This is a genomic window from Clostridium sp. UBA5988, assembly GCF_002435615.1.
GTDB lineage: Bacteria > Bacillota > Clostridia > Clostridiales > Clostridiaceae > Clostridium_J > Clostridium_J sulfidigenes.
Genome location: NZ_DJBA01000022.1, coordinates 1 through 22,169, shown reverse-complemented (window position 1 = coordinate 22,169; position 22,169 = coordinate 1). Strand labels below are relative to the sequence as shown.

23 protein-coding genes, 1 pseudogene and 1 riboswitch are annotated in these 22,169 nt (G+C 29.5%); of the genes and pseudogenes, 17 read left to right on the top strand and 7 right to left on the bottom strand.

Annotated elements, in window-relative coordinates; all coding sequences use genetic code 11:
- Nucleotides 1-79 precede the first annotated feature (79 nt).
- The 10 genes and pseudogenes from B3J31_RS04580 to hcp all read left to right on the top strand — a co-directional run bounded on the left by B3J31_RS04580 (nucleotide 80) and on the right by hcp (nucleotide 8,190).
- Entirely contained in the window at nucleotides 80-1,366 is a 1,287-nt protein-coding gene (locus B3J31_RS04580) for a hypothetical protein (protein WP_346868376.1), read from the top strand.
- Nucleotides 1,353-2,024: a DUF6320 domain-containing protein gene (locus tag B3J31_RS04575; protein ID WP_346868377.1), complete on the top strand. Its 672-nt coding sequence runs from the start codon at nucleotides 1,353-1,355 to the stop codon at nucleotides 2,022-2,024. The genes B3J31_RS04580 and B3J31_RS04575 overlap by 14 nt, the downstream gene beginning before the upstream one ends.
- Nucleotides 2,025-2,034: 10 nt before the next feature.
- Nucleotides 2,035-2,955: an alpha/beta hydrolase gene (locus B3J31_RS04570; RefSeq protein WP_346868378.1), complete on the top strand. Its 921-nt coding sequence runs from the start codon at nucleotides 2,035-2,037 to the stop codon at nucleotides 2,953-2,955.
- A gap of 35 nt (nucleotides 2,956-2,990) precedes the next feature.
- Nucleotides 2,991-3,158 (top strand): annotated as a pseudogene (locus B3J31_RS04565) (peptide deformylase); the annotation flags it as partial.
- 205 nt (nucleotides 3,159-3,363) lie between these two features.
- On the top strand, nucleotides 3,364-3,933 hold the full coding sequence (locus tag B3J31_RS04560; protein ID WP_346868379.1) for a hypothetical protein: 570 nt from the start codon (nucleotides 3,364-3,366) through the stop codon (nucleotides 3,931-3,933).
- Nucleotides 3,934-3,957: 24 nt separating this feature from the next.
- A complete protein-coding gene (locus tag B3J31_RS04555) occupies nucleotides 3,958-4,485 on the top strand; it encodes a GNAT family N-acetyltransferase (protein ID WP_150843758.1) in 528 nt (175 codons plus the stop codon).
- A 199-nt stretch (nucleotides 4,486-4,684) separates the two neighbouring features.
- Nucleotides 4,685-4,816 carry a hypothetical protein gene (locus tag B3J31_RS04550; RefSeq protein WP_346868380.1) on the top strand — a complete coding sequence of 44 codons (132 nt, stop codon included), beginning with the start codon at nucleotides 4,685-4,687 and terminating at the stop codon, nucleotides 4,814-4,816.
- A gap of 15 nt (nucleotides 4,817-4,831) precedes the next feature.
- Nucleotides 4,832-5,503: an NUDIX domain-containing protein gene (locus B3J31_RS04545; RefSeq protein ID WP_150843759.1), complete on the top strand. Its 672-nt coding sequence runs from the start codon at nucleotides 4,832-4,834 to the stop codon at nucleotides 5,501-5,503.
- Nucleotides 5,504-5,649: 146 nt separating this feature from the next.
- Entirely contained in the window at nucleotides 5,650-6,339 is a 690-nt protein-coding gene (locus tag B3J31_RS04540) for a Crp/Fnr family transcriptional regulator (RefSeq protein WP_346868382.1), read from the top strand.
- A gap of 201 nt (nucleotides 6,340-6,540) precedes the next feature.
- A complete protein-coding gene (hcp, locus tag B3J31_RS04535) occupies nucleotides 6,541-8,190 on the top strand; it encodes a hydroxylamine reductase (protein WP_346873689.1) in 1,650 nt (549 codons plus the stop codon).
- A 131-nt stretch (nucleotides 8,191-8,321) separates the two neighbouring features.
- Here the strand turns inward: hcp and B3J31_RS04530 are convergent, their stop codons facing one another.
- From B3J31_RS04530 to B3J31_RS04520, 3 genes are all read right to left on the bottom strand, one after another.
- Nucleotides 8,322-9,869 carry an ABC-F family ATP-binding cassette domain-containing protein gene (locus B3J31_RS04530; protein ID WP_346867879.1) on the bottom strand — a complete coding sequence of 516 codons (1,548 nt, stop codon included), beginning with the start codon at nucleotides 9,867-9,869 and terminating at the stop codon, nucleotides 8,322-8,324.
- A 431-nt stretch (nucleotides 9,870-10,300) separates the two neighbouring features.
- Nucleotides 10,301-11,461 (bottom strand): alanine racemase, encoded by a 1,161-nt coding sequence (alr, locus tag B3J31_RS04525; RefSeq protein ID WP_150843763.1) that lies wholly within the window; start codon nucleotides 11,459-11,461, stop codon nucleotides 10,301-10,303.
- A gap of 150 nt (nucleotides 11,462-11,611) precedes the next feature.
- Nucleotides 11,612-13,075: a PLP-dependent aminotransferase family protein gene (locus B3J31_RS04520; RefSeq protein WP_346867880.1), complete on the bottom strand. Its 1,464-nt coding sequence runs from the start codon at nucleotides 13,073-13,075 to the stop codon at nucleotides 11,612-11,614.
- Between the two features lie 220 nt (nucleotides 13,076-13,295).
- Here B3J31_RS04520 and B3J31_RS04515 point away from each other — a divergent pair, with 220 nt between their 5' ends.
- The 5 genes from B3J31_RS04515 to B3J31_RS04495 all read left to right on the top strand — a co-directional run bounded on the left by B3J31_RS04515 (nucleotide 13,296) and on the right by B3J31_RS04495 (nucleotide 16,405).
- A complete protein-coding gene (locus tag B3J31_RS04515; protein ID WP_346867881.1) occupies nucleotides 13,296-13,745 on the top strand; it encodes a DUF445 domain-containing protein in 450 nt (149 codons plus the stop codon).
- On the top strand, nucleotides 13,742-13,900 hold the full coding sequence (locus B3J31_RS04510) for a DUF445 family protein (RefSeq protein WP_346873691.1): 159 nt from the start codon (nucleotides 13,742-13,744) through the stop codon (nucleotides 13,898-13,900). Before B3J31_RS04515 ends, B3J31_RS04510 begins: the two co-directional genes overlap by 4 nt.
- Nucleotides 13,901-13,990: 90 nt before the next feature.
- A riboswitch (PreQ1 riboswitch) is annotated at nucleotides 13,991-14,035 on the top strand.
- A gap of 118 nt (nucleotides 14,036-14,153) precedes the next feature.
- Entirely contained in the window at nucleotides 14,154-15,134 is a 981-nt protein-coding gene (locus B3J31_RS04505) for a nucleoside hydrolase (protein WP_346867882.1), read from the top strand.
- A 19-nt stretch (nucleotides 15,135-15,153) separates the two neighbouring features.
- Nucleotides 15,154-15,723, top strand: coding sequence for an ECF transporter S component (locus B3J31_RS04500; protein ID WP_346867883.1), 570 nt, complete (start codon nucleotides 15,154-15,156; stop codon nucleotides 15,721-15,723).
- Nucleotides 15,716-16,405 (top strand): radical SAM protein, encoded by a 690-nt coding sequence (locus B3J31_RS04495; protein ID WP_346867884.1) that lies wholly within the window; start codon nucleotides 15,716-15,718, stop codon nucleotides 16,403-16,405. The genes B3J31_RS04500 and B3J31_RS04495 overlap by 8 nt, the downstream gene beginning before the upstream one ends.
- A 65-nt stretch (nucleotides 16,406-16,470) precedes the next feature.
- Here the strand turns inward: B3J31_RS04495 and B3J31_RS04490 are convergent, their stop codons facing one another.
- Nucleotides 16,471-17,364 (bottom strand): D-alanine--D-alanine ligase, encoded by an 894-nt coding sequence (locus tag B3J31_RS04490; RefSeq protein ID WP_346867885.1) that lies wholly within the window; start codon nucleotides 17,362-17,364, stop codon nucleotides 16,471-16,473.
- A 354-nt stretch (nucleotides 17,365-17,718) separates the two neighbouring features.
- On the opposite strand from B3J31_RS04490, the gene B3J31_RS04485 reads away from it, so the two are divergent.
- Nucleotides 17,719-18,174, top strand: coding sequence for a hypothetical protein (locus B3J31_RS04485; protein WP_346867886.1), 456 nt, complete (start codon nucleotides 17,719-17,721; stop codon nucleotides 18,172-18,174).
- A 157-nt stretch (nucleotides 18,175-18,331) separates the two neighbouring features.
- Nucleotides 18,332-19,813: a nicotinate phosphoribosyltransferase gene (locus B3J31_RS04480; protein ID WP_346867887.1), complete on the top strand. Its 1,482-nt coding sequence runs from the start codon at nucleotides 18,332-18,334 to the stop codon at nucleotides 19,811-19,813.
- 77 nt (nucleotides 19,814-19,890) lie between these two features.
- Here B3J31_RS04480 and B3J31_RS04475 read toward each other — a convergent pair whose 3' ends face one another.
- The 3 genes from B3J31_RS04475 to B3J31_RS04465 all read right to left on the bottom strand — a co-directional run bounded on the left by B3J31_RS04475 (nucleotide 19,891) and on the right by B3J31_RS04465 (nucleotide 21,967).
- Nucleotides 19,891-20,196: a hypothetical protein gene (locus B3J31_RS04475; RefSeq protein WP_150843772.1), complete on the bottom strand. Its 306-nt coding sequence runs from the start codon at nucleotides 20,194-20,196 to the stop codon at nucleotides 19,891-19,893.
- 17 nt (nucleotides 20,197-20,213) lie between these two features.
- Nucleotides 20,214-21,005 carry an SDR family NAD(P)-dependent oxidoreductase gene (locus B3J31_RS04470; RefSeq protein ID WP_346867888.1) on the bottom strand — a complete coding sequence of 264 codons (792 nt, stop codon included), beginning with the start codon at nucleotides 21,003-21,005 and terminating at the stop codon, nucleotides 20,214-20,216.
- Nucleotides 21,006-21,106: 101 nt separating this feature from the next.
- Nucleotides 21,107-21,967: a metallophosphoesterase gene (locus tag B3J31_RS04465; protein ID WP_346867889.1), complete on the bottom strand. Its 861-nt coding sequence runs from the start codon at nucleotides 21,965-21,967 to the stop codon at nucleotides 21,107-21,109.
- Between the last annotated feature and the right edge of the window lie 202 nt (nucleotides 21,968-22,169).

Below are 22,169 nucleotides of genomic sequence, written 5' to 3'. Positions count from 1 at the left end.
AAGTATAGATTAAATTTGGTATAATAATTAGTAATTAGGAATTATTATATTAACAATAGTTAAGAAAGAGTGAAGATAAATGAATAAAAAAAGTCATCAAACAAAGTGGAGACGATTAGATAATACAGCAAAAATATTTCCTGTCATTGCTAATGAAAACTTAAGTAATGTATTTAGAGTGTCTGTCACTTTGAAGGGAGATGTAGTACCAGAAATTTTACAGCAAGCATTAGAAGAGGTACTTCCATGGTTTGATGGATTTAACGTAAGGCTTAGAAGAGGTTTTTTTTGGTATTACTTTGAAACTAATAAAAAAATGCCCATAGTAGAAAAAGAAGCTACTTACCCATGTAAGTATATAGACCCACGTAGTAATCAGCAATTTTTATTTCGTGTATCTTACTATGAAAAAAGAATTAACTTAGAGGTTTTTCATGCTATTACAGATGGAATGGGTGCTATTAACTTTTTAAAGGAACTTACTTATCACTATGTAGAACTACTTAAAATCAAGGATTCCTCTAAAAAAGTTACAAGGAGACCCAGTAGTGAATGTATACTTGATACTGAGGATAGTTATTTAAAAAATTATAAGAGGTTAGCTAAGAAACCCTATAGTACTAAAAAGGCTTATCAGTTAAAGGGAGAAGTACTATATCTAGATACAGTAAGTGTTATTCATGGTTATGTTGATCTAGCAGGACTTAAATCAAAATGTAAAGAAAAAGGAGTAAGTATAACTAGATACTTATTGGCGTTATTGATATGGTGTATTTATGAGGAATACTTAAATAAGCAAAAAAATGAAGACCCTATATCAATTAATTTACCTATTAATCTTAGATCTTTCTTTGATTCTACAACTACTATGAACTTCTTTGCTGTAACAGCCATAGAATTTTTATCTAATGGAAAAGAGCATAGTTTTGAGGATATTCTTTTTATGGTAAATAAACAGATGGATGAAAATATAACTAAAGAGAAGCTAGAAGAAACTATTTCTTATAATGTATCTAACGAGAAAAAACCTTTAGTTAGATTTGCTCCACTAGTCCTTAAGTATATTGCATTACAGTTAGTTTACGGAAGAATAAGTAGGGGAAATACTATGACTCTATCTAACTTAGGATATATAAAAGTTCTCCCAGAATTTGAGGAGTACATAGAGAACTTTCATTTTATTATAGGTGTATCTAAAAAACAAAAAATGAAGTGTGGAGTATGCTCTTATAAAGATAAAGTGGTAGTGACTTTTTCCTCAGTGTTAGGAGATACATATTTGCAAAGAGCTTTCTTTAGAGCTTTAACTAAAGAAGGAATTGGTGTAACAATAGAAAGTAATGGTGTATTAAATGAAAAGGTGTAGAAGATGTGGAGTAAACATATTGGATGAAACACATACTTGCCCTCTATGCAGGAGAGTATTAGAGTATGATGAAATGAATGAAGAATCCACAAGAATGTATCCTAATGTTGAGTTTGATATAGGTAAATATAACAAAATAAAAAGAATTTTTTTGTTTATATTAACTGTAGTTTCTGTAGTTTTAGGTTTTATTAATTATATTACCTACTCAGGAGTTATATGGTCTTTAATTGCGGTGGTTGGAATTATATATTTTGGAGTTACAGTTACCTATTCCATTATGAATAATGCTAATTTGGCCTCTAAAATATTAGTTCAAACCATAGGAGCTGGAATACTAGTTGTAGTCATTGATAATGTTACAGGATACATTGGATGGTCTATGAACTATGCAGTCCCTGCAATGATACTATTTGCTAACTTAGCAATTGTGCTTCTTATGATAGTTAATCCCATGAATTGGCAAAGTTATTTTATGTATCAAATTGCTATTACTATTTTTAGCTTTATCCCTTTGATACTATTTTGGGTAAAATTAATAGATAGACCGTTTTTAGCTATTTTAACTAGTGGAATTTCAATTCTTATTTTAATTGGTACCATAGTTTTTGGGGATAGAAGCGTAAAAAATGAATTAATTCGCAGATTTAATACCTAGGAGAGAGAAGATGAAAGAGAAAAAGATTAGTATTCGTGGAAATTTAGTTAGAGAATTAATCAATAATATTACAGATACTTCCTTGGGGGAACCAATTCAAACAGGGAAATTTAGAAAGCATCCTGTAGAACCACCTTGGAAGTGTCCTAATGGATATTTATATGAAAAAATAGAGTTAGATAATTTTGTTATGGAATACTTAAAGCCAGAAGAAAAATCTAACGGAAAAGTAATTCTGCAACTTCATGGTGGAGGCTACATTGGTCCCATGAAAAATGTGTATAGAAGATTTGCAGTAAATTATTCAGAACTAGGTAAAAGTACAGAAGTTTTAACTATTGATTATAGAGTAGCTCCAGAGAATCCATTTCCGGCAGCATTAGAAGATGCAATAGCTGCTTATCAATGGCTTATAGAAGAAAAAAATTATGAATCAAAGAAAATCATGGTAGTAGGAGATTCTGCTGGAGGAGGACTTGCATTAGCACTGTGTCTTTACCTAAGGGATAATGAAATTTCTCTTCCGGCAGGAATTGTAGTTATGTCACCTTGGAATGATTTGACTCATAGTGGTACAAGTTATATAGAAAATTATGAGATTGATCCTCTTTTTGGCAAGACTACAAACAATATGCTATATGATTCATCATATATAGGAGATAATAATCCTCATAACCCATATATATCACCAGTTTATGGAGATTTTACAGGATTTCCACCAATGCTTATGCAAGTGGGAACCCATGAAGTTCTTTTAAGTGATACCCTCACTGTGGCAGAAAGAGCAAGAAATCAAAAGGTTAAAGTTAAATTGTCTGTTTATGAAGGTATGTTTCATGTGTTTCAAATGGCAGGAGATTTAATTCCGGAAAGTAAAGCGGCTTGGAAGGAAGTTGGAACTTTTATAAATAAGGTTTGGAAAATTAAATAGTGATAATGGAGAATTTATAACAAATAATATATAATTGGGGAAAACTAAAAAGACCAGGGAAGGTTATAGTGCAAGCCTTAGATGAGAATGGTGAGGAGGTCACTTATACCGGTACAGGTGACTTAGCAAAATGTTTCTGTCATGAGATTGATCATTTAGATGGGATACTCTTTACGGATCTTGTAACAGAATACATTAGGTAATTACCTTTTAAAATAAAAGTATCCTATACTATTTAAAAAATAATATAGGGTACTTTTTTAATTATGTTATATAAAAATCATAATAGCCTTAAATAGCCTTAAATGTGCAAATTAATTTATGTAAAATAAAGAATATTGTAACAATATATTTTGTTATGATATATAATTTAAATAGATATTTTATGGTAAAGAGAGGTACTTAAAGGTGAATGATCAAAATATACAGAATGAAATGATAAGTAAAGAAAAGTTAATAGAGTTTGTTACTCCTTATTATAAAAATAAAGATATAATGCATGACTTATCACATATTGAAAGAATTCTCAAATATGTTGAAAGATTAGTGAAGAGCATTGATTATAAAGTTGATATTGATATTGATATTTTAATATATGGTGCATACTTTCATGGCTTTATATATAATAGTGAAAAAAATATAATTCAATGGTTACAGTCACAGAATATGTCTCGGAGTATGATAAAGAAAATTATTAATGCTTCAAGAGAATCACAAAAGGATGAGGAAGCTATCACTATAGAAGGAAAAATCCTTCATGATGCACACATGATTGAAGGTGGAAAAACATATTTAATTGTTAAATCACTTATAACAGGATCAGTTAGAGGACAAACATTAGAAGAAACTATTAAATACATAGAAGATAATGTACTTGGCAAGGGTACTTGTTATTTGCCAAAAGCAAAAATGATCTATCGGGAGCAACAAGAGTTTGCTAAGGCTTTTATTTATGATTTAAAGGTGGGTTTAAAGTGAAAATTACCTGGGGAGGTTTTAAATTTGAATTTTGAAGTTGTTTTAAGAGAAAAGTACTTAGAAAATCCCTGCGCATTTCAGTCAACGGCGTTATGGAAAGCTATAAAGATGACTTCTGGTTTTGAAAAGGAAATTAAAGTTAATAATAGTAAAGTTGTAAATCTTATTATAGAAAATGAATCTATGCTCCATACCTATTGGTTTAGTAGTGAATATAGTATGTATCCTAAAATTAAAGACTACTATGAAATGATGATTTTGCATGATAACTTTATGGATAATATAAAAGAAATGCCTATTGCTTTAGGTATAGCTGAGTGTGATGAAGATATTATGGAAGGTTCCTTGGAATGGATACAAGTACTGCCTCAATATAGGGGGTATGGAATAGGAGTTGCTCTTGTAAATTTTTTATTATTGATACTTAAAGAAAAATCTAAATTTGTTACTGTATCAGGAAAAATTGATAATAAGACAAACCCGCAAAGGATGTATCGTAAATGTGGATTTCAAGGAAATGATATTTGGCATATTTTAAGAAGAAAATTATAGATAAGGCTTATTTTCAAAATTAATGAACCTTTAGTATAGGTACTTTTATATAGCAAAATTCCTGAAATCCGCATGAATAGAACAACTATTTAACTATTTACCTATTTAACTATTTAACTAGTTTCATAGGTAAATAGTTAAATAGGAGAAATTTTAAATAGTTATCTATGAAAAATTTTAAATAGTTAGGAGAATATTTATGTATAATATCCGCTATGCTACTATTGATGATGCAAAGATACTAGGAGAAATTCATAGTGGTAAGGAGCTAAAAGAGTATCGTTATGTAAATGAAATCGAACAATTAAAGGAGGTGACTTTTAGGCAATGAGCCTAAAAATAAATTATGACAACTCAAAGAGAAAAAGTAAATTCTAGAGGCGAAACCTTGGAAAAATTTTTGGAAAGATATAATCCTGAGAAATATAAGAAGCCTGCAGTGACAGTGGATACTTTAATATTTACTGAGAAAAAGGTGCATGAAGAAAAAAATCAACTACAAATATTGTTAGTGAAGAGGAAAGATCATCCTTGTATAGGTAAGTGGGCAATTCCTGGAGGATTTGTGAACATGGATGAAGATATAGAGTCTGCAGCTCTTAGGGAATTGAAAGAAGAAACCAATGTGGATGATGTTTATCTAGAGCAACTATATACCTTTGGAGACGTAGGAAGAGATCCACGGGATAGGATTATAAGTGTTTCATATGTTGCATTAGTAGATTATGATAAATTAAAACCTAAGGCTGGAGATGATGCAGCAGAGGTGGCTTGGTTTAGAGTTGAAAAAAATTTTTTAAACTCTAGTCAAGATGAAGATACCTATAGACTAATTTTTTATAATGAGGAAATAAAAATAAAAATAGAATATTTAGTATTAGAAAAGAGTGTTAAAAGAGGAATTGGTAGAAGCAGAGAAGTATATATAAAACCTTCAATGGAAAATACAGACTTATTAGCTTTTGACCATGAAAAGATGATTAATTTAGCTATTAACAAGCTAAATAATCTTAGGTAAACTAATAAACTTATATTTTAAAACTGTTAAGCAAATGAGGAAAAAAATCTTTGTCTTGTAACACTTATTACAGCAATTTATAGTTCTATGTGATATTATATTACAAAATGAAGAAATAAAGGATTAGTAAGGAATGGTGAAGTCTTATGGATGAAAAATGGATTAATCAGTTATTGACCATTGAATTATTTAAGGATATTGAAAAAGAAGAACTTAAAAGTGTATTAAGTTGTTTAAAGTCTAGCATAAAAACCTATAAAAAAAGAGATATAATAACTATTGAAAAAGATAAATTAATTGGGATAGGAGTAGTTTTAGAGGGTGAAGTAAGTGTTAGTAAGGAAACTTTAGATGGTGATAGAGTTATGATGTCAAGAGTAAAAAGAGGAGATTTATTTGGAGAAATAGATGCTTTTTCTAAGGATGGATGTCTTTCAACTGTAGAGGCATATACTGATTGTACTATCCTATTTTTGCACCCAGATAAGATTGTAGGCGTATGTAATAAAGCGTGTCAGGGACATAAAAATCTAATACAGAACATGTTGCAAATAGTAGCTAAAAAGGCTCTTAGCTTAAATGAAAAGGTAGAAATTCTTGCATTAAAGAGTATAAGAAAAAAAATTAGCACATACTTAATTCAGCAATATAGTATTAATAACAGTCTTATCTTTGATATACCTTTAAAGAGAAATGAATTAGCTGAATATATACTAGTATCTAGACCTTCCCTTTCAAGAGAATTAATAAATATGAAGGAAGAAGGAATTATAGATTTTCACAGAAGCTCCTTTAGAATTATTGATCTAAAAAGTTTAAGAGAATGTCTAGGATAACGAGTTATTTAAGAGCGGTTTTCTCAAAATAGAAAAATCTATTTTGAGAAAGCCTCTTTTAATAAATCTATAAATAATCATAAAATTTACAAATATCTAACAATGGTATCCTGAGATACCGAAATTAAGTGTGAAATTACATATTATATTAATATAGATTAAAAAAACCAATTAAAACAAAATTTTAAAGGAGGTTTTTAAATGGGTATGTTTTGTTATCAATGTCAAGAAACTGCAAAAGGTACAGGCTGTACAATAAGAGGTGTATGTGGAAAGACAGAGAAGGTTGCTAACTTACAAGATTTAATGATTTATTCACTAAAGGGAATTGCTATTTTTCAGCAAAAAGGATTAGAAAAAGGTATAAGATTTCCTAAAGCTAATCATTTTATAGTAAGTGGATTATTTATGACTATTACAAATGCTAATTTTGATGATTCTGCATTTGTCGAAAAAATAAAGGAAGCTATAGAACTTAGAGAAGAAGTTAAGAAAGAATTACTGGATAAAGGAATAAATTTAGGAGAATTACATGATGCTGCTACTTTTGTAGTACAAGGTGATTTAGAGCTTTTAGAAAAATCAAAGGCTATTGAAGTTGGAATATTAGCTACTGAAAACGAAGATGTACGTTCTCTTAGAGAATTAATTATTTATGGTGTAAAAGGTATGGCAGCATATGCTGAACATGCATTAAATTTAGGAAAAGAAAATGAAGAAGTTTATGATTTTATGGTAAAGGCATTAGTAGCTACATTAGATAATACATTAAGTGCAGATGAACTAGTTGCCCTTACTTTAGAAACAGGTAAGTTTGGTGTGGATACTATGGCAATGCTAGATGCTGCCAATACAGGTGCTTATGGAAATCCAGAAATTACTGAAGTAAATATAGGAGTTAGAAATAACCCTGCTATATTGATATCAGGACATGATTTAAAGGATTTAGAAGAGCTTTTAGAACAAACAAAAGATACAGGTGTAGATGTTTATACTCATGGTGAAATGTTACCAGCTCACTATTATCCATTCTTTAAGAAATATTCTAATTTTGTAGGTAACTATGGTAATGCTTGGTGGAAACAAAATGAAGAATTTGAACCTTTTAATGGGCCAATACTGTTTACAACAAATTGTATAGTACCACCAAAGGAAAGTTATGCAGATAGAGTTTATACTACAGGTGCTACTGGATATCCAGGATTTAAATATATTAAAGATAGAGAAGATGGAAAAGTTAAAGACTTTAGTGAAATTATAGAACATGCTAAAAAATTACCATCACCTAAAGAAATTGAAAAGGGTAAAATTGTAGGCGGTTTTGCTCATGCACAAGTATTTGCTTTAGCAGATAAGGTAGTAGAAGCTGTTAAATCTGGTGCTATTAAGAAGTTCTTTGTTATGGCTGGTTGTGATGGAAGAATGAAATCAAGAAATTATTATACAGAGTTTGCAGAAAAATTACCAAAAGATACAGTAATATTAACTGCAGGATGTGCTAAATATCGTTATAATAAATTAAATCTTGGCGATATAGGTGGAATTCCAAGGGTTTTAGATGCAGGACAGTGTAATGATTCTTACTCATTAGCTGTAATAGCTTTAAAATTAAAAGAAATATTTGAACTAAATGATGTGAATGAACTTCCTATAGCTTATAACATAGCGTGGTATGAGCAAAAAGCTGTAATAGTACTTCTAGCATTACTTTATTTAGGAGTAAAAAATATTCATCTAGGACCGACACTTCCAGGATTCTTATCACCAAATGTAGCAAAAGTATTAGTAGAGACTTTTGGGATTGCAGGCATAGGAACTGTGGATGAAGATTTAGAAATGTTTTTAGGATAATATATTTACCCCTGATTAACCCCTAATATATTTATCCTAAACTTATAAATATATGATTTAAAATAAAGGTATTGACTTTATATGTTAAGTTAATACCTTTATTTTTGTATATAAAATGATGTTTGTACTGATTATACTAAAAGCTCTTCCATATTCCAAACCTGAGTTGCTAAATCTTTATAGAAATCAACTTCATGGCAAACTAAAAGGAGAGTACCCTTAAAATCAATAAGAGCTTTTTTAAGTTCAGCCTTAGAGATAGCATCTAAATGGTTAGTTGGCTCATCAAGTAAAAGCCAATTTGTTGGAGTTAAGGTAAGTTTACAAAGTCTAACCTTTGATTGTTCTCCGCCACTTAAAGTTTTTAGTTTTTGGTTTATATGCTCATTTTTAATACCACAACGACCAAGGGCTGCTCTTATTTCGCTCTGAGATTTTTTTGGAAAAGAATCCCAAACATCCTCAAGAGGAGTATGATCTGAACCATGAACCTGTTGCTCAAAGTAAGCTGGGTACAGATAATCTCCAAGTTTTATATCACCATCTATTGGAGGTATTACTCCCATTATGGTCTTTAAAAATGTGGATTTACCTATGCCATTGCAACCTGTAATGGCAATTTTTTCACCTCTTTTTAAAGTAAGATCAAGATTTTTTATAAGTGGGTAGCTGTAGCCAATGGTTAGACTAGAGCTTTTCATCACAAGGGAAGCAGAGGTTCTTTTAAAATTAAAGGAAAAACTAGGTTTAGGTGAAATTATTTTTGGTTTTTCTAGTTTTTCAATTTTATCAAGAGCCTTTTGTCTACCCTTAGCCATTTTTGCAGTAGAAGCACGAACTTTATTTTTATCAATAAAGTTCTGAAGCTTTTGAATTTCCTTTTGTTGAGCAGTATATTCAGCTATATATCTTTTTCTTTCCTCATCTTGTAGTTTTAAGAAGTTATCATAATTTCCCATATACCTTTTTATAGAGGAAAACTCTAAATTGAAAATTACATTTGTAATTTTGTTTAAAAAGCTAGTGTCATGGGATATGATCACAAAAGCATTTTCATAGTCATGTAGATATTTAGATAACCACTCTATATGCTCTTTATCTAGATAATTAGTAGGCTCATCTAAAAGTAATATATCAGGAGCTTCAAGAAGTAGTTTTGCTAGCATAACCTTAGTTTTTTGACCTCCACTTAAATTTTTAAAGGGAGTATCCATACCAAGGGCAGTTATACCAAGCCCTTTACACATAGTTTCAATATGCTTTTCAATATTATAAAACTCACTAGAATCCAGCCTATCTTGAAGATGACCTAATTTATTGATTAATTTATCATAGTCATCTACATCTCCGGTAGCTAACTTATTACTTATGAGTAAGATCTTTTCTTCTAATTCATAAAGATTTCTATAGGCTTCCCTTAAAACTTCTTTTATGGTTAAGTTTTCGTTTATATCAGAATTTTGTTTAAGATATCCAATCTTACAGGAAGAAGCTTTAGTAAAAGTACCTTCATCGCAGATTAATTTTTCAGTTAAGATGTTAAACAGGGTAGTCTTACCAGCACCATTAACTCCAACGAGACCAGCGTGTTCGCCCTTTAGTAATCTAAGGGACATATTTTTAAAAATAGTTTTATCTCCAAAACTAAAGCTTATATTTTCAATATTTAATATACTCATGTCTTTATACCTCCGTAAAATAAAAAAGGAAAGAGGCTTTGCTCTTTCCTTAAAATTCATGTAAATTAATGCAATGAAAATTATATTCTAAATCATAGTAGAGTAAAAAATTAGTTTTCATATTAGCTATAACAAAATAATAGTGTAGTGATACTAATTTAAATTTTATATGATTTAGAGTATGAAAAAAGAGTCTTATCCTGTAAAAGATAATTCTATTCAAATGTTTAGGTAAAAAAGGGCGCAGTTATCCCGTTATTAACCTAAAACACTTACAAGAACTACCATTTTACACAATTCGACTCAACCTCTTTCTTTGCATTAATTTATTTTAAATATAATAATATTCAATATATCTATTATTACATATATACATAAATATTATACCATAGTAGTTGAAAAAGTAAATACAGTAATAAAATAACTTTTATTTAGATGTTGTTTCTAACTTTAAATACTTCTTTATTCTTAATATATACTCTAGGAATTCTGGATTTAATTCTGCAAAGAATTTCGTAGTTTATTGTGCCTAAGGCTTCTGCCATATCATCAGCATTAAATTTTAAGTCTCCTTCTTCACCTAAAATAATAACTTCATCACCAGTTTTTACATTTTCTATGTCTGTTACATCAATCATACACTGATCCATACAAATTCTACCTAGAATACTAGCAAATTTACCATTAACAATTACCTTAGCATTTTCACTTAATGCTCTAGGATAACCATCTCCATAGCCTATTGGTAGTGTAGCTACAATAGTTTTTTTATTGGTTTTAAAGGTTTTACCATAACTTATATACATATCCTTATGCAATTCTTTTACATGGGCTACCTTTGCTTTCAAAGTTAGAGCTGGTTTTACTGAAAGGTTATCATTAGAAACTTCTTTAGAAGGGTAATAACCATAAAGTATAATGCCTGGTCTCACGCCATTTAAATAAGTTTCAGGCATATCTATAATTGCTCCACTATTAGAAATATGTTTTAATGGAATTTCAATTCCAAGAGCTTTTAAATCCGCAATAACCTTTTTAAATTTAAAAAGTTGTTCATTGGCATAGGATTTGTCTTTTTCATCAGAGGTGGAGAAGTGAGAATATATTCCAATCACTTCTAAACCTTCTAAGTTATAAACTTCATTTATAGTTTTAACGGTATCATCACCAGGGAGAAATCCTATTCTACCCATACCAGTATCTATGGCAATATGGATTTTAGCTTTTTTATTAAAGCTTAAGGCTATTTTTGATAGCTCCTTTGCATAATCTAAATCATATACTGTTTGCTCAATATCATAATTTATTAGCTCTTCGCCTAAGTATAAAGGAGTATATCCTAAAATTACTATAGGAGCATTAATATTATTTTCTCTAAGCTCTATGGCTTCTGTCAGCATTGCTACAGCAAGTCTAGAGGCTCCATTTTCTAAAAGTGTAGGAACAACATCCACAGCTCCATGTCCATAGCAATCTGCTTTTACGATAGCAATGAGCTCTTTATCTCCAACTAATTTTTTTATATTTTTTGTGTTAGTGGCTATTGTATCTAAATTTATCTCAGCCCATACAGGTCTCATTATTTTTTCCATTGTTACACCTCGTAATTTCTTTCATTATTTCTAGTAAGCTATTTTAGTTATATTCATTAAGAATTTACTTCGTTATATCAAGTGAAACTTACCTTATACTATTATTTTAGTATAATTACATTAAATCACAAGAACCAGTTAGTACAGGATTTATTGATAAGGTGGTTTACTTAGCTTTTTTATATTATCACCAATTATTTTTATTCCTACTTTGATATCTTCATCACTTACTCTACCAAAGCCTATTCTAAAGCAGTCCTTGCCTTTGCCACTATTTATATAAAAGATATCACCAGGCATAAATAGCACATTATCCTTATAACATATATCTAGAAGTTGTCTTGCATCTATATTATTTTTAAGCTTAATAAATATATGAAGGCCACCTTCTCCAGTAACATATTCATAAGGGATGTATTCATTTATCATTTCTATAACCAGATTATACTTATCTCTATAATATTTTCTTACATTTTTTACATACCTACTAAAGGCTCCACTTTTTAAGTAATAGTAAAAGGAAGCTTGATCAAGGAAAGAACAGTGAATGGTTCTACCTCTTTTTACACTTTCTAAAACATCAATCAAATCTTTACTTGCTAAAATCCATCCAATTCTAAGACCTGGAAAGAGTATTTTAGAAAGACTGCCAATATAGATTATACTATTACCCATGCCACTTAATGATGCTATGGGATCGATGGGAGAGCTAGAGTATAGAAGCTCTTCATTAAATCCATCTTCAATTATAGGTACAGAGTATTGTCTAAAAAGATTATAAATTTCTTTTCTTCGTTTGGTTTTGGTTACAATACCTGTAGGATTATTATAAGAAGGGATTATATATCCAAATTTAGGATTATACTTTTCAAGCTTCATTTGTAAATCTTCTAAATCCATACCTTCTTCATTCATTTTTACCTGGATAACTTCAATTTCATGGGATTTCATAATTTTTAATGCTGTATTATGGGTAGGTTCTTCACAAAGGATTATATCTCCTTTTTTAGTTAAAGAACCTATAATAATATCAAAGGCTTCAGTAAAACCGTTAGTGATTAATATATCTCTACCTTCAGTATTAACTCTTTTTTCCTCCATATACTGAAGAAAATATTGGATTAAAGGGGCATATCCCTTAGCATACCCATAGTTTAATAGGTTTTCTTCCTCATAAGTCCAAGCATCTAAGAGAGCTCTTTTAAAGTCATCCATATTAAAGAGACTAGGTTCAGGGGCAATAGATTTAAAGGAAATCATATTGTTTTTATAGGGAAGTTCACTTTTAATAATATCAAGATTTCTAAGGGTATCAGCATAATTGTTAATCATATTCATAAAATTAATATTATATTCTTCACAGGTGTTTTCAGTCTCCATTAAAATAAAGGTACCAACACCCCTCTTAGTAGTTATTATTCCTTTGCTTTCCAGTTCTTCATAGGCAGCAATGACAGAATTTCTACTTATGTTTAAAAGCTTACTTGCTTCTCTTGTGGAAGGTAGTTTACTATCTTTTTTTAATTCACCCTTTTTTATTCCATTAATGATATGTGTCTCTAGTTGCATATAAATAGGTTCATCCTTATTTATAATTAGAGTAGAAAATATCATATTTAACACCACCTATTTTTTTATTAATTGTATTCTTATAAAAGTTATTATAAGAATACAAAGTAAAAAAGATTCAAGTTTGCATTGGTTATCATTACAAAACCAAACAAAAGAATCACTTAAAAATAGTTTATTAGAAAAATAAGTTAGTTTCAATAGAAAAACAAGAATAATTGTTGTAGAATATTAATAGAAGTTTTGAAATACTTAGGAGGACATCATGAATAGTTTAGTTATTGTATTTTTATTAGCAGTAGTAGGAGGGGTTATTGGATGGGTAACAAACATATTAGCTATAAAGCTTATGTTTAGACCAATTAATCCAATTAAAATCCCATTAATAAATTTAGAGATAGTAGGATTAATTCCAAAGAGAAAAAATGAAATAGCACAAAATATTGGAGAAGTGGTGGCAAAGGAATTATTATCAATTGACGATATAATAAAAAATGCAATCACAGAAGAGGATAAGGTTATATTTAGTCAGTTAGTTAAAAATAAAATAAGAAATTTAGTGGCAGGAAAGATGGATTTTGTGCCAGTACCCTTTAGGATCATGGTACAAGGGCCCATTGATAACATTATAGAGGAAGAAGTTGATGGGGCTTTAAAGGAAATGGAAAGTGGAGCTATTAATCATATCAAAGATAAAGTAAATATTGAAAAATAGTTGAAGAAAAAATAAATGAATTAGATTTACAAGAACTCGAAAGGATAATTATAAACGTAGCTAAAAAGGAATTAAAGCACATTGAAGTTTTAGGCTTTATCTTAGGAGCTGCAATAGGTATAGTTCAAGGGTTAGTGGTTATGGTGATTAAATAAGAATATACATAATTGTAGACAATCAGTTGATATAAAGTATAAAATATGGTATGTTAATTAAAGAATTTAATAAAAAATCCACAGAGTTCTGTGGGAGAGGTTCGTAACCATCCCTCTATAAAAAACTAGGGAATAAGACTTATATGGTCGTACTATACCCTTAGTGCGACCTTTTTTAGGTTGTATTTTTTATGCCTTGGGATGGAGCTCAAGGCATTTTTTTTATGGTTTCATTAAGAAAGGAAGAGAAAAGATGGACAAGAGAAAAGTAATAATAGATTGTGATCCAGGAATTGATGATTCATTGGCTATAATCCTTGCACTAAAATCAGAGGAGATAGATGTTAAAGGGATAACTATAGTATCGGGGAATGTCCATGGAAAAAAGGGGGCAGAAAATGCATTAAAAATTCTTAAAGAACTGAATAGGTTAGATATACCAGTGTATCTTGGGGAATGCGACCCTATGGAAAGAAAATTAATTACTGCAGAGGATACCCATGGAAGTGATGGACTTGGAGAAAGTTTCTTACCAAGGGTAGAGGAGGTAACCTATAAAGAAGGTGCAGTAAATTTTATTCTAGATGAGTTAAAATCAGAGGATATCACAATTATCGCATTGGGTCCTTTAACTAATATAGCAAAAGCTTTAGAAAAAGATTGTGAAGTTACAAGAAAGATGAAGGAGTTAGTTCTTATGGGGGGAGCTTTTAAGAGCTTTGGGAATTGTTCTCAAGTAGCAGAGTTTAATTTCTGGGTTGACCCTCATGGTGTAGAAAAAGTCTTTAAGGAATTAAAAAGGAAGATTACCATGGTGGGATTAGATGTTACTAGACAATGTGTTTTAACTCCCAATTATATTGACATGATAAGGCAGTTTAATGAACCTCTTGGAGAGTTAATTGTAAAGATAACTAAATTTTATGTGGACTTTCATTGGAACCAAGAAAGAACCTTAGAATGTGTAATTAATGATCCACTAGCAGTGGCATATTTTATTAATCCTGAATTATGCTCTGGAAAGGAATATTTTGTAGATATAGTTACAGAGGGAAAAGCCATAGGAATGACACTGGTGGATGAAGGGGATTTTTATAGAGAAAAACCAAATTGTCTAGTGTTAACAGAAGTAAATTCAAAAGGATTTATGGAACTGTTTCTAACAAGAATTTTTCCAAAAAATAAAGAAGATATAGTAGCAGTTTTAAATAATTCTAAATATGGACTAAATTAAGAGGAGGAGGGTTAGAAATATGGATAGTAAAAAGAATAAGAGAATTATTTTTATGGGTTTATCAGTAGCTATAAACTTAGTAGGAGGATTTATAGCATTATCATTAAAACTTCCAATTTACCTAGATACTATAGGAACTATTTTAGTTTCAATATTATTTGGACCAGTAAGTGGAGCTGTGGTTGGAGGATTATCATCAATTATTAATGGTATAACCTTTGATCCTATTTCATTTTATTTTTTACCAGTGCAATTAGTAGTGGGGATAGGTACAGGAATGTTATTTAAAGGTAAGAAGGTTGGAGTTTTAAAGTTGATTTTAAGAATATTATTAGTTACAGTTTTAGGATCAGCAACAGCAGCAGTTATTGCTTCCTTTATTTTTCAAGGGGTAACTTCTTCAGGTTCAAGTATTTTAGTTGCAATATTTAAAAACTCTGGAATTAGTATTATTACAGCAGTTTTTTCTACTCAGATTTTTACAGATTTATTAGATAAAGCTGTGAGCTTTGGATTAGTTTTTACAATTATTAAAATGTTACCATTAGATATTAAAAGTAATATTGTTGGGGATGAATGGTATGGATAGATATAATATAATAACAGGGAAGAATAAAAGAGAAATAGTATTACTAAAGGCTTTTCCGTGTGTTTGGGGGAAGTGCACATTTTGTGATTATATAGAGGATAACTCAACAAAATCTTCAGAAATCAATGATATAAATAAAAAGGTGTTAAAGGAAGTAAAAGGAACATATGGTACCTTAGAAGTGATTAATTCAGGAAGTTGCTTTGAGTTACCTATTGAAACCTTGGAAGGTATTAGAAAAATAGTAATAGAAAAGAATATAAAAAAGATGTTTTTAGAAAGCCATTGGTGCTATAGAAGTAGATTACAAGAAATGAGAGATTTCTTTGGAATTGAAGTTATTTTTAAAATTGGAGTTGAAAGTTTTGATAGTAATTTTAGAAATTTAGTGTTAAATAAAAATGCTAGATTTAAAGACTATAATGAAGTTAGAAAGTATTTTAGTTCAGTATGCTTAATGGTAGGAATAAAAGGCCAAAGTAAAGAAATGATTAAAAGAGATATTGATATAGTATTAAGTCATTTTGATTATGGAACAATAAATATATTTACAGAAAATACTACGGATATTAAGAGAGATGAAGAATTAATAAGTTGGTTTGAAAAGGAATATAATTTCCTTAAGGATGTTAGTAAAATTGAAGTGTTATTTGAAAATACAGATTTTGGAGTAGGGGATTAATTTAATAATTGCTTTATTAAAAGATATAATATAGGAGGTGAGCTAATTACTCACCTCCTATATTATTATATTAACGAAAATTCAATAATCTTATCTAGTAAAGTTGAATATTCCATGTTAGCAGCTTTTGCACTTTTGGGGAATAGAGAATTTTTGGTCATACCAGGTAAAGTGTTTAGTTCTATTACATAGGGTTTATCATTACTCACCATTATATCTACTCTTGCGTAAGCTTTACAATCAAAGATTCTATAACATTTTTTAGATATTTCATTGATTTCATTTTCAAGGGATTCTGAAAGAATAGCTACTTCCTCTAAGGTATCTGTATCATTGTACTTAGATTCATAATCAAAGAAAGTTCCTCTATGGATTATAGATAGAATAGGTAATGTGTCACCATTCAATAGGGGAACGGTGTACTCGCTACCATTTATATATTCTTCTATAATTATTTCATCATCATAATTAAATCCGTCTAAAATAGCATTCCTAAGTTCTTCTCGGCTATAAACTAAAGAAATTCCAATACTTGAACCACCACTGTTAGGTTTAACTATCATAGGATATTTTAATTCTTCTATATTTTTTAAATTTACACCTTCATGTTTGTATAGATTAATTCCCTTTGCTATAGGAATACCCTCAGCTTTAAGAATTCGCTTACATTGTTTTTTATTCATGCAAAGGGCACTAGTCAAAGGATTACTTCCGGAGTAGGGAATTCCTACACTTTCCAAAATACTTTGAATAGCACCATCTTCTCCAAATTCCCCATGAAAGGCTAAAAAAGCAAAATCTAAGTCGTGAATTTTATCTATAACTTTGTTTTTAGAGTTTATAATCATAGGAATTACTTCATATTTATCTCTATTTAGGTTTTTAATTATTTCTTCTCCAGATAAAAGGGATATTTCTCGCTCAAAGGAAATTCCACCCATTAATACTCCAACTCTCATATATACATCTCCTCAAATTTATATTCTTATACTATAATAATATTTCAATGAAAAAAAATAGAAAGTACCATTAAGTAATGGATTTTAGATAAGGGTGGTTTAAGAAGGCAGCTTAATTTTTAAAATTGTCATTTTATTTGTATTGCTAGTAAATAAATGAGTTTGTATTATATTATAAATTATATGGAATATAAGTATCACATAGTGTATAATTATTCTCAATATAGGAATTTAATGGATAGTGTTGGGTATGTATGAACAATTTATATAGCAAACATGAATTACATCTAAATTTATCTATGGATAGGTAAAATAATTGTTTAAAACATATCAATATTTTATATAGGAGGAGAAATGAAAAGAAAGATATTTATAGGAATATTAGTCATAGTAGCAATAGGGATAATATATATCATTTATCCTAAACAGGGAACTTTTGAAGAGTTTATTATAAATAGGTATAACATGGATAATTGTACTAGTGTAACCTTTTTTTCTTTAAAAGGAGGAGTTGATTCATCTGAATCATGGAATATATATAAAGAAGAAAAGACAATGAAATTTATAGATTATATGAAGAATGTGAAAATGAAGGAAAATAGAAGTAGTGATTATGGAATGGAGTATTTGATGACAATTATAGGATCATATAAGGAAGAGGAGTCAACAGGTCCAATAAGAATTGATATAGCTTGGATTAATGAAAAAGAGATTATGATAAGTTATAAAGGACAAAAAAGAAGGTATTATAAAATAGTAGATGAAGACTTTAGTATGGACAAGATTAAAGCATTACTAAAAGATGGGTAATGCTTTAGGGCAATATAAATAAGAATTTGTTAGAATAGTCCTTAGTATAATAATCCAAGAATTAAGAAATAACTAAGAATAATATATATTTTTAGTTATAAGTCTTTGATTTAATAAGGGTTAAGAGGAAAACTAAGGAAAGGAAGCTTGTTAACATATGAGTACTAGAGTAGATGGTTACATAAATGTAAAGAGAAATTTAAGCATGTTAACGGATTTTTATCAATTGACTATGGGGAATGGATATCTAAAGAAGGGGATGAAGGATAGAATAGCATATTTTGATATGTTTTTTAGAAAAATTCCCGATGATGGTGGATATGTAATAATTGCTGGATTAGAACAATTTATAGAATATATAAATACTTTAAGTTTTACTGAAGAAGACATAAGCTTTTTAAGGGAAAGAGGAATATTTTCTGAAGATTTTTTGGAATATTTAAGAGATTTTAAATTTCAATGTGATATATGGGCTATTCCAGAGGGTACGGTAGTATTTCCAAATGAGCCTATAATAACTGTTAGAGGGCCAATTCCTCAAGGTCAATTAATAGAAACTATGCTACTTTTAACTATAAATCATCAAAGTTTAATTGCTACTAAAGCAAGCAGAGTTGTTAGAGCATCTAAGGGGCGAAATGTTTTAGAATTTGGTTCTAGAAGAGCTCAAGGTTATGATGGAGCATTATTAGGAGCAAGAGCTGCTTATATAGGAGGTTGTTTTGGAACTGCATGTACAATGGTAGAAGAATTATATGGAATTCCATCTCTAGGAACCATGGCTCATAGTTGGATTCAAAGCTTTCATAGTGAATATGAAGCCTTCAAGGCTTATGCAGAAGTTTATCCAACTTCCAGTGTACTTCTTGTAGATACCTACAATACTCTTAAAAGTGGTATACCTAACGCAATAAGAGTTGCTAAGGAAATATTAGAGCCTGAAGGAAATAGATTAAAGGGAATTAGGTTAGATAGTGGTGATATTGCATATCTTTCAAAGGCTGCTAGGAAAATGTTAGATGAAGCTGGCATGGAAGATTGTAAAATAACTGCATCTAATTCCTTAGATGAATACCTTATTAGTGACTTGTTACTACAGGGTGCTGAGATAGATATCTTTGGAGTGGGAGAAAATCTAATAACTTCTAAATCTAATCCTGTATTTGGAGGGGTATATAAGTTAGTGGCTATAGAAAATGGAAATAAATTAGAGTCTAAAATAAAATTAAGTGAAAATCCAGAAAAGGTAACTAATCCTGGTTTTAAAAAATTGTATAGATTTTATCATAAGAAAACTAATAAAGCAGTAGGTGATTTACTTACCTTAAGGGATGAAGTTGTAGATGAAAGTAAGCCATATATTCTTTTTCACCCTGTTCATACATGGAAGAAAACTGTTTTAACAGACTATTATGTGAAAGAATTACAAGTGAAAATCTTTGATAAAGGGCAATGTGTATATTCATGTCCTAGTATTCAAGAAATTAGAGAGTATTGCAAAGGACAGGTTGAAACCCTCTGGGAGGAGTCTTTGAGGCTTAAAAATCCTCACAAGTACTATGTTGATTTATCTGAAAAATTATGGACACTAAAATATGATTTAATTAATAAATACTCCAATGAAGAAAGTCATCCTTAGAAAAAGTTAATTATTAATATATAAATATAAAAATGACTATATGATATGAATGTCACATAGTCATTTTATGGCTTCATTTATTTATTCATTAAAGGTAAGCTATTTAGATTTACAGAGTCTTTTCTATTATTAAGATTACTTAAGGTTTCATGACCTTTTTCTGTTTTACCTAATGAATCTATTAGTATATTTTTAGAGTTTTGGGTTTGAATTGTATGTTGATCCTTAACCTGTTCTTCATTGGAGAAATCATCATTAATTTTTATATGATCTAGATCTTTATTTAAAGTAGTTACATAGTCTAAATCATCATCCATAGAAGAAATAATATCTTTTGGATTAAATAAAATTTCTTCAAATTTATTGTTATATTTACTATTCATTATGGGCCTCCTTATAATTAGTTTTTTAGTATGTTTTTAGCTTTTATAACACATCCCTGAACACAAGGAGCTATATATCTAAATTTAGGGTGAGGTTCTTCTGTAGCAGCTACATATTTCATGACTATGCTATCCAAATTAGATGATTCAGTTAGTTTAAAGTATAGATATTGTTTCCTTTGTAATTTATTTATTCTATTTTTAAAGTATGAGTTTACCTTCATCCAATTAAACTGTTTACTTATATTTAATTGATTGAAACCTGTAGCATAGGAGCCAGGTTCAATTAAGATTACAGGAATATTCACTCTTGGAAGTTCCTTAAGTTCTTTATTTAAACAATACCCAATGGATTCAAGGGCGAATTTAGTAGAACAGTAGGGCGATAAAAATGGTATAGCCATGCGACCAGTTAAGGAAGATAGGAATATAATTCTTCCCTTTCTTCTTTTTATCATTCCTTTTAAAACAATCTGAGTCAATTCTATAGGACAAAACACATTGGTTTCAAAAGTAGACCTAAATCTGTTTACATCTATCTCAGCTACGGAGCCAGAATCTCCTATGGCAGCATTATTTATTAGTACGTCTATAGGTAAGTCTCTTACTTTTTCTCTATCCTCTTTACATAATACATCTAACTTAAAGCTTTCAATGGGAAGTTTCCATTTTCTATTTAACATATTTAATTTGTATGCCTGTTCATGGGTATGAGTGGTTGCATAAACATAGTGACCTCTACTGGCCAAGGTTATAGCTGCTTTACGTCCAAGACCGGAACCACAACCAGTTATTAATATGTGTTTCAATATTATCACCTCTAGGTTAGTATGTGTTTTATTTCACTTATAATTCTTCTTATACAAATAATGACTTATGGAAATTTATCCATAAGCCAATAATCAATAATTTATTCATTTGATAAAGTTACAACTACTAATTCAGGGCGATTAAATATTCTTTGAGGAGCTAGGCTGTTACCAAGCCCTCTACTAATTACTAAAGATGTAGAATTTAATCTGTGGATTCCACTAGTATATTTTGGGAAAAAACCTTGATCTGGAGCTATAATTCCACCTAAAAATGGAAGGCGAATTTGTCCACCATGGGCATGACCGGAAAATACTAAATCTATATTTTCTTTGGCATAAAGTGTAATTAACTCGGGTCTATGAGAAAGGAGAATAGTAAAATTATTTTTACTTTCAGTTTTTAAATTCCCCAATATTTCATCAAAGCTAAAAGGAGAGTTAGGATACTCGTAATTATCTATGGGATTAAAGCATATGTCTGCTAATCCTAAAAGAGAAATATTAACACCATTTAACTGTATATTTTTATGAGTGTTGTCCATATTTATGACACCATACTCTTCAAAGATGATTTTTAATTTATCATATAAATCTGATCTTGATTCATGATTTCCAGATACATAGTATACGGGAGCTATATCTACAGCTGATTTAATGTAGGAAGTAGCTATATTCATATTATCTTTATTTGTTCTTCGGCTATCAATTAAATCACCAGTAATTACAATTATATCCGGGTTAATTTCTTTAGTTAAGGATATAAGATTTTTTTGATTAGCTCCAAATTCTTTATTATGTAAATCAGAAATTTGAAGAATTTTATATCCATTAAAACCACTAGGAATTTTTGAGTTTACGTAATCTATATTAGTTACAACTATATTATTATTTTGCCAATAACAGAAAGTTATAATAAATATTAGTAAAATCATTACAATTATTAATTTTTTTATATTCATATTACACATCCTTATATTAATTATTAGCATGTTCTATTATATTAAATAGTAATTTTAAAACTAATTTATTTATAGTATACACAAATAAATTTCTTTACTAAAGAGAAATGTACAATATTTAACATATATGTAATAAGTGCAAAATCATAATAAGAACTCCTTTCATAAGTCTATTTAGCCTTTATGTCAACGATTTTTGACT

Coding starts and splice junctions, on each gene's coding strand:
- B3J31_RS04500 (WP_346867883.1), top strand. CDS start 15,154: ATGGATAGTAAAAAGAATAAGAGAATTATTTTTATGGGTTTATCAGTA.
- B3J31_RS04575 (WP_346868377.1), top strand. CDS start 1,353: ATGAAAAGGTGTAGAAGATGTGGAGTAAACATATTGGATGAAACACAT.
- B3J31_RS04505 (WP_346867882.1), top strand. CDS start 14,154: ATGGACAAGAGAAAAGTAATAATAGATTGTGATCCAGGAATTGATGAT.
- B3J31_RS04480 (WP_346867887.1), top strand. CDS start 18,332: ATGAGTACTAGAGTAGATGGTTACATAAATGTAAAGAGAAATTTAAGC.
- B3J31_RS04570 (WP_346868378.1), top strand. CDS start 2,035: ATGAAAGAGAAAAAGATTAGTATTCGTGGAAATTTAGTTAGAGAATTA.
- B3J31_RS04530 (WP_346867879.1), bottom strand. CDS start 9,869: ATGAGTATATTAAATATTGAAAATATAAGCTTTAGTTTTGGAGATAAA.
- B3J31_RS04515 (WP_346867881.1), top strand. CDS start 13,296: ATGAATAGTTTAGTTATTGTATTTTTATTAGCAGTAGTAGGAGGGGTT.
- B3J31_RS04550 (WP_346868380.1), top strand. CDS start 4,685: ATGTATAATATCCGCTATGCTACTATTGATGATGCAAAGATACTAGGA.
- B3J31_RS04520 (WP_346867880.1), bottom strand. CDS start 13,075: ATGATATTTTCTACTCTAATTATAAATAAGGATGAACCTATTTATATG.
- hcp (WP_346873689.1), top strand. CDS start 6,541: ATGGGTATGTTTTGTTATCAATGTCAAGAAACTGCAAAAGGTACAGGC.
- B3J31_RS04545 (WP_150843759.1), top strand. CDS start 4,832: ATGACAACTCAAAGAGAAAAAGTAAATTCTAGAGGCGAAACCTTGGAA.
- B3J31_RS04580 (WP_346868376.1), top strand. CDS start 80: ATGAATAAAAAAAGTCATCAAACAAAGTGGAGACGATTAGATAATACA.
- B3J31_RS04465 (WP_346867889.1), bottom strand. CDS start 21,967: ATGAATATAAAAAAATTAATAATTGTAATGATTTTACTAATATTTATT.
- B3J31_RS04475 (WP_150843772.1), bottom strand. CDS start 20,196: ATGAATAGTAAATATAACAATAAATTTGAAGAAATTTTATTTAATCCA.
- alr (WP_150843763.1), bottom strand. CDS start 11,461: ATGGAAAAAATAATGAGACCTGTATGGGCTGAGATAAATTTAGATACA.
- B3J31_RS04490 (WP_346867885.1), bottom strand. CDS start 17,364: ATGAGAGTTGGAGTATTAATGGGTGGAATTTCCTTTGAGCGAGAAATA.
- B3J31_RS04485 (WP_346867886.1), top strand. CDS start 17,719: ATGAAAAGAAAGATATTTATAGGAATATTAGTCATAGTAGCAATAGGG.
- B3J31_RS04495 (WP_346867884.1), top strand. CDS start 15,716: ATGGATAGATATAATATAATAACAGGGAAGAATAAAAGAGAAATAGTA.
- B3J31_RS04540 (WP_346868382.1), top strand. CDS start 5,650: ATGGATGAAAAATGGATTAATCAGTTATTGACCATTGAATTATTTAAG.